Raw genomic sequence first — 3,753 nt, 5'->3', positions numbered from 1 at the left:
CGATCGCGTATTGAATGAGCGGCCGGTCAACCAGCGTCATGATTTCCTTGGGAATCGATTTCGTGGCAGGCAGAAACCGGGTGCCCAGACCTGCAACCGGAAAGATCGCCTTGGTTACTTTTCTCTTCATTCTCCTGAACCTCACTTAGAGATATGGCAAAAAGTTGGTGATGACTCCTGAGGAGCGGCATATTATGGCGGAGTGTTGTCACATGAACTATTCAAAACCACCATTCGAAGCCAAGAAGGCTTTGAATTCCGCCGGAATCCTTGCATCAAAGTATCGCCCTGTTTCAGGAACGGCAAGAATTCCTGGTACATGAGAAATCAATTGTTGAATTAGAATTTGAAAGGGGTATCGTCCACACTCATCTTCTACAGGGACTAGATCCATTAAAGTTCCTGCAGGGATGCAAATTGCCGTACGAATGACATCCAGTGTATCTGGTAGCGGTATGCAGGTTTCTGGCTCAAGCATGCCCATTATGTACCCTGTTGCAGAACGCGAAACAGCACAGGAATGCAAAGCGTTCTCCCAAGACACACCTGTTTCCACGCACGCTATTGGCTGCCTTATGCGAAGCATCATCTCTCTTAAAAAGTGAATTCGCGCCTGGTAATCTTGCCAAGCGGCATTATAATGAACGCCGCTACGATCGACATCAGCTTCAAATCCTTCCGAAAGCCACAGATCTGTGGCCCAATAAACAATAATATCACTGTCAGAGAACTCTGCCACGCCAGATTCCAGAGACGTCGCCGACCAGATAGATAGCTCGCAGCGCATCTCCCTACATTTGTGGATCATTTCGTCATCCAGTATCTCGGGAGTATTTTCGATGCGCGAAATTTCTGAAATTTCGTTTGTATGAACCAATATGACGATCTCATGTATACCTGCACCTATTAAGTTCGTGACACAACGTTCGAGTAAGGATTGACCCTCGACTTCGTATAATTCTGGCACTCGCCCTTTAGAGGTGGCATGATACCCAACTGGAACTATCGCAATAACCATTTGTTACCCGCCGCTTGCCAAGTCATTGATCTGGCTGGCAGGCGCCGCTACGCCTAGCATCGCTCGCAAGATCTTGTTGAATCTGGTTGTCGCGGCTTCTGCGACGTAAACCACATCTGCATTCTGGAGAACGAATTCCGTCGAAGCGAGTAAGCCTGCTGGCTCCGAGAGATCGACGTGATAAACGACAGAGCGCGCATCTGACCTTTTTCGCAGGATATATACCGCATCCGGGTTTGCCGCTTCACTGTCAAGTCCGCTCGATTCTGCTAACGCGTCTATTAGCGTCAATTCCGGCTTCTCCAATGGTACCACTCTCTGACCTCCAACCGAACCGAGAACAAAAACGCGGCGATGGTCGGCGGTGACAATCACATTATCACCGGGCAGAACTGCGATATCCTGACGCGGGTCGTTCAGAATGGAATGCAGGCTGGCACTACCCATAGCCCGCCCGCGCCGGAGGGTTACCTGTACTTGAGTTGGAGCAGCCGTAACCCCACCAGCACGCGCCAAGATTGCGCCGATCCGGCGGGAAGAAACATCCAATGTGTAAGTTCCCGGTTGTCTTATGTCTCCGGAAACAGCAACTGAAAGCCCAGCGTGATCAGCTCGAGAAACGATAATTTGCGGATCTGGTGTCTGTGGAGCAAGTCTCTGCTCAATTGTCGCGCGTAATTGTTCCAGCGTTACTCCATTAGCCCTAATACGACCAACATAGGGCACACTGACATGTCCCGTGCCATCGACCAAAAGCGGGGTCATCGTTGTCGGGCCCGCGCGGGGGTCGCCGAACAACCCGTTGTCGACATTCTCGAAAATCTGTAACTGCAGTGCGTCTCCGATACTGATACGATCGATCATCGGTAAAGCCTGGCGCAGATACTCGGCAGGAAAGCCTGGGGACGAAGGTGTTTTAAGGGATAATGCAACCCCGCGCGTTACCTTGATGATCTCGACATCCGAACTGTGCAGCATCGCCTGATTTGACGGCCCCCCAGAAGGCACACTGCACGCAGCAAACGCAACACTTGCCAACATCAACAGAGCGGAAAACCTGAACCTAGTTGTAATCTGATGGGGCCGTATCATCGGTCACGCCACGGAAAAATTGCCAAAGGTCGAAAATCCAACAGCTTTCCAAGAAACTCTGACTGTTGTTGGATCAGCGCAAATGGAGCGCATGGCGATCGTGAAGGACTCACAAGTTATTTGTTTTGCGCAAATCGTAAACACCGGTTGAGGAGGGCCGAACGCCAGCATGATAGAAGGGGGGCTCACAAACTTTTGCGGGAACTCGACCGAAGCCAATACATGTAGTTCAACAGGGTTGGAGAGCGCGGGGAACTCTGGGCGCTCCTTTACAATCAACTCCCTTATTCCCTGAAACAACACGGTACCGTTCGAAAGCTGTAGAACATCACTTGTACCAATGTCACAACTGTTCCTATCGGAGGTGCCAGCGTCAATCGCGTGAGGCACCCAAAGAGTACGCACGGTCGGTTCGTTGTTATTGTCACTGCCCGCATCCAGTATCCGGGCGCTCTGGTTCAAGGGGGTTCGATTACGTTCATTTCCGGGCATCAATCCCACCCCTGACACGCAAGCTTCAGGATGTTGACGGCTCCCCCGGCCAATTTGTACAATAGGCGCGCCTCTTCATCGCTCAAGACTGGAAACCTTGTGGGCGAAGCAGACAACATTTCCAAAAAGCTGTCATGTTGGCTTTCGGATTTTTCCTGTGTTCCAGCCGTTTCACAGATCATGCCTTCCACATAGATCATCGCCGCGTCATTAATGTAGAGCGAAATGAATTCCATCTCGCCCTGGTCGATTACACGGGCAAACCGGTCGCCACGAAGTGACGCGGCACGAACCATTGCCCGCGCCGATCCGAAGTGGTGTTCACAGTAAGGTGAACTGACCATCAACAGAGTGTGCGGAGATACGGTCAGCCCATCGGCGCCATCATTCCCGATGCAAATCGGCGCGATCTGCCCGCGGGCAGGCAAAACGACACGCAGCCTGCCTTGTATCGGTTCGGCACCACGATCGTACGTTATGATCCTATCGCCCGTGTTCAGCTTCTCGATGGCAATAGGGCCGTCAAGCGTCATTACCTTCGAGCCGGCCGCGAACAGACCGGGGCGAACCGGAAAAACGGCACGTTCTCGCAGTTCGTCGCTATATAGCATGTCGCCTCTCTTCCCAGGTATCACCCGGAAGAATTCGTGTTCTTCGGACTGCCGCGCTCGCCGCTGTCCAGGTGCGTGTTAGACATTTGCAGCCAACGGCATCCAATTCTGCGCAACGTATGCTCATTGGCCGACACGCCAGAACGTCTGCCGCAAATCCTTGCCCATCCCCAGCCATCCTTGGGTGACGTTGGCGATACGATTCACTATGCGCTTCCGCTCCGCCGGGCCACGCATTCCGCCATCTTTAGCCGCAATTGCACGTCCATCTGCCGAAATGATCTCTTCGGGGACGAGAACCCTTCGTGTATGAGCGTCTCGAACTACGATCTTATATCTTACACTCTCGACGCCGGTGCCTGGAGGCGCGACTTGAAATGCATAGGGCGTAAGTGTCAATCGGCATCCAAAGCTGACCCCCTATCGGCATTCAAAATTGACCCCTTTGAGCTGAGCAGGCCCGGCGCTGCGTAGCCCTCACATAGCGCAGCGGCGGCGGGCCTGCGGGGGTCCGGGTTGGCGCTATGCGCGGTTCTTGAA

General features: G+C 52.8%; 5 protein-coding genes and 1 pseudogene. All 6 read right to left on the bottom strand.

Translation table 11 applies throughout. The features are described from left to right. A pseudogene (locus tag FLO80_RS23295) lies at window positions 1-130 on the bottom strand (UTP--glucose-1-phosphate uridylyltransferase); the annotation flags it as partial. 87 nt (window positions 131-217) lie between these two features. Next, window positions 218-1,018, bottom strand: a complete 801-nt coding sequence (locus FLO80_RS21545) for a hypothetical protein (protein ID WP_146611098.1) — start codon at window positions 1,016-1,018, stop codon at window positions 218-220. Between the two features lie 3 nt (window positions 1,019-1,021). Continuing rightward, window positions 1,022-2,059: a polysaccharide biosynthesis/export family protein gene (locus tag FLO80_RS21540; RefSeq protein WP_188078391.1), complete on the bottom strand. Its 1,038-nt coding sequence runs from the start codon at window positions 2,057-2,059 to the stop codon at window positions 1,022-1,024. A gap of 54 nt (window positions 2,060-2,113) precedes the next feature. Further along, the gene (locus FLO80_RS21535) at window positions 2,114-2,572 is read right to left on the bottom strand and encodes a hypothetical protein (protein ID WP_146611097.1); all 459 of its coding nucleotides are present in this window, start codon (window positions 2,570-2,572) and stop codon (window positions 2,114-2,116) included. Between the two features lie 29 nt (window positions 2,573-2,601). After that, entirely contained in the window at window positions 2,602-3,213 is a 612-nt protein-coding gene (locus FLO80_RS21530) for a Hint domain-containing protein (RefSeq protein WP_111369539.1), read from the bottom strand. A gap of 123 nt (window positions 3,214-3,336) precedes the next feature. After that, window positions 3,337-3,612 carry a DUF6778 family protein gene (locus FLO80_RS23560; RefSeq protein ID WP_369333781.1) on the bottom strand — a complete coding sequence of 92 codons (276 nt, stop codon included), beginning with the start codon at window positions 3,610-3,612 and terminating at the stop codon, window positions 3,337-3,339. Window positions 3,613-3,753: the final 141 nt, after the last annotated feature.

The organism is Aquicoccus porphyridii, assembly GCF_008369105.1.
Classification (GTDB): domain Bacteria; phylum Pseudomonadota; class Alphaproteobacteria; order Rhodobacterales; family Rhodobacteraceae; genus Aquicoccus; species Aquicoccus porphyridii.
This window is presented reverse-complemented; position numbering and strand designations above follow the sequence as displayed.